Origin of the sequence: Stenotrophomonas sp. GD03777 (assembly GCF_029842485.1) — a bacterium.
GTDB classification, from domain to species: Bacteria; Pseudomonadota; Gammaproteobacteria; order Xanthomonadales; family Xanthomonadaceae; genus Stenotrophomonas; species Stenotrophomonas sepilia.
Window position 1 is genome coordinate 1 of the sequence record NZ_JAOCGL010000218.1, and the last position, 2011, is coordinate 2011.

General features: G+C 64.2%; 2 protein-coding genes. One reads left to right on the forward strand and one right to left on the reverse strand.

Annotation, left to right across the window (positions count from 1 at the left end; all coding sequences use genetic code 11):
• On the reverse strand, window positions 1-603 hold a 603-nt coding region (locus tag N5E02_RS20890; RefSeq protein ID WP_279946734.1), incomplete at its 3' end, for an OmpW family outer membrane protein.
• A gap of 192 nt (window positions 604-795) precedes the next feature.
• On the opposite strand from N5E02_RS20890, the gene gap reads away from it, so the two are divergent.
• On the forward strand, window positions 796-1800 hold the full coding sequence (gene gap, locus N5E02_RS20895; RefSeq protein ID WP_005418885.1) for a type I glyceraldehyde-3-phosphate dehydrogenase: 1005 nt from the start codon (window positions 796-798) through the stop codon (window positions 1798-1800).
• The last annotated feature ends 211 nt before the right edge of the window (window positions 1801-2011 follow it).

Genomic DNA, 2011 nt, shown 5'->3' on the forward strand with positions numbered 1-2011 from the left:
GTAGACCAGCGGATCGATGTTGACGGTGCCGATCTTCTCGCCGTTCAACTTCACCTTGCTGTCGATGTCGATCCAGCGCATGTCCACGCGCAGGGCGCCCTTCTCGCCGATCGCGAAATCGATGCCCGCATGCGCGGCCAGGCCCCACGAATCCTGCAGCTTCAGCTTGCTGCCGGCCAATGCACCGGTGGTATCTTCGCTGAAGAAGGTGGTGTAGTTCACACCTGCACCGACGAACGGCGACACCTTGCCCTTGCTGTTGAAGTGGTACTGCAGGGTCACCACCGGCGGCAGCTGCTTGGTGCTGCCGACGCGGCCCAGGCCGTTGATGTTGATGTCGTGCTTGAACGGCAGCGCGGCCAGCACTTCGATGCCCAGGTTGTCGGCGATGAAGTACTCGCCGGTGATGGTCGGCTTGACGTCGTTGTCGACGTCGACCTTCAGGGTGCCGCCGGCCAGCCAGCCGTTGTTCGACTTCGGCGCCACCTGGTGCACGCCGGCCGAAACGGTCCAGTCGCCCTTGGACTGGGCCATGGCCGGGGCGGCGGCGAGGGACAGGGCGGCGGCCAGGCTGGCCACGATCAGGGAGGAGGTCTTGCGCATGGGGGTGTTCTCGTTGCTGGGTGGATGGCGACAGTCTCGGCCTCACGCCGCGCTAACGCTTTGATCCGGATCAAATCCTGTCCGCCGACCTGCTGGCGGCCCGGCCTGGCCCACGGTGGCCAGCCCCGGCCTGCTAGACTTGTGGGCCCTATCCATCCCGCCGCACCCGTCGCGGCTGCAGGAGCTTGAGAAATGGCAATCAAGGTTGGTATCAACGGTTTCGGTCGCATCGGGCGTAACGTCCTGCGCTCGGCGGTGCTGAACTTCGGCGACGACATCGAAATCGTGGCCATCAACGATCTGCTGGAGCCGGATTACCTGGCCTACATGCTCAAGTACGACTCCGTGCACGGCCGCTTCAAGGCCGACGTAGCGGTGCAGGGCAACGACCTGCTGGTCAACGGCAAGAAGATCCGCCTGACCCAGGAACGCGACCCGGCCAACCTGAAGTGGGACGAGGTCGGCGCCGACGTGGTGCTGGAAGCCACCGGCCTGTTCCTGACCAAGGAAACCGCGCAGAAGCACATCGATGCCGGCGCCAGGAAGGTCATCATGTCGGCCCCGTCGAAGGACGACACGCCGATGTTCGTGTTCGGCGTGAACGACAAGACCTATGCTGGCCAGGCAATCATCTCCAACGCGTCGTGCACCACCAACTGCCTGGCTCCGCTGGCCAAGGTCATCAATGACAAGTGGGGCATCAAGCGCGGCCTGATGACCACCGTGCATGCGGCCACCGCCACCCAGAAGACCGTCGATGGCCCGTCCAACAAGGACTGGCGCGGCGGCCGTGGCATCCTGGAAAACATCATTCCCTCGTCCACCGGTGCGGCCAAGGCCGTCGGCGTGGTCATCCCGGAACTGAACAAGAAGCTGACCGGCATGAGCTTCCGCGTCCCGACCTCGGACGTGTCGGTGGTCGACCTGACCGTCGAGCTGGAGAAGGAAGCCACCTACGCCGAGATCTGCGCTGAAGTGAAGGCACAGAGCGAAGGCGCGCTGAAGGGCATCCTCGGCTACACCGAAGACAAGGTCGTGGCCACCGATTTCCGCGGCGAGACCTGCACCTCGGTGTTCGACGCCGACGCCGGCATCGCCCTGGACGGCACCTTCGTCAAGCTGGTGACCTGGTACGACAACGAGTGGGGCTACTCCAACAAGTGCCTGGAAATGGCCAAGGTCATCGCCGCCAAGTAAGGCCGGTGTAGATCGCAGACGGACCCCGGCCTGGCCGGGGTTCGTCGTTTATGGGACCCACCCTGTCGTAGCATGGGGCGGTCGACCGCCGCCGCTGGGGCGCGGGATCGCATTGGAAGCACGCAATGGAAGCACTGATAGCCCTGGTCGTACTGGTTCTTCTGGCCATTCCGCTGTTGCTGGTGGTCGCGCTGGTGATGATTGCCGGCCT

Bases quoted from the DNA above. Each gene is read 5' to 3' on its own strand.
- gap (WP_005418885.1), top strand. From the start codon at position 796: ATGGCAATCAAGGTTGGTATCAACGGTTTCGGTCGCATCGGGCGTAAC.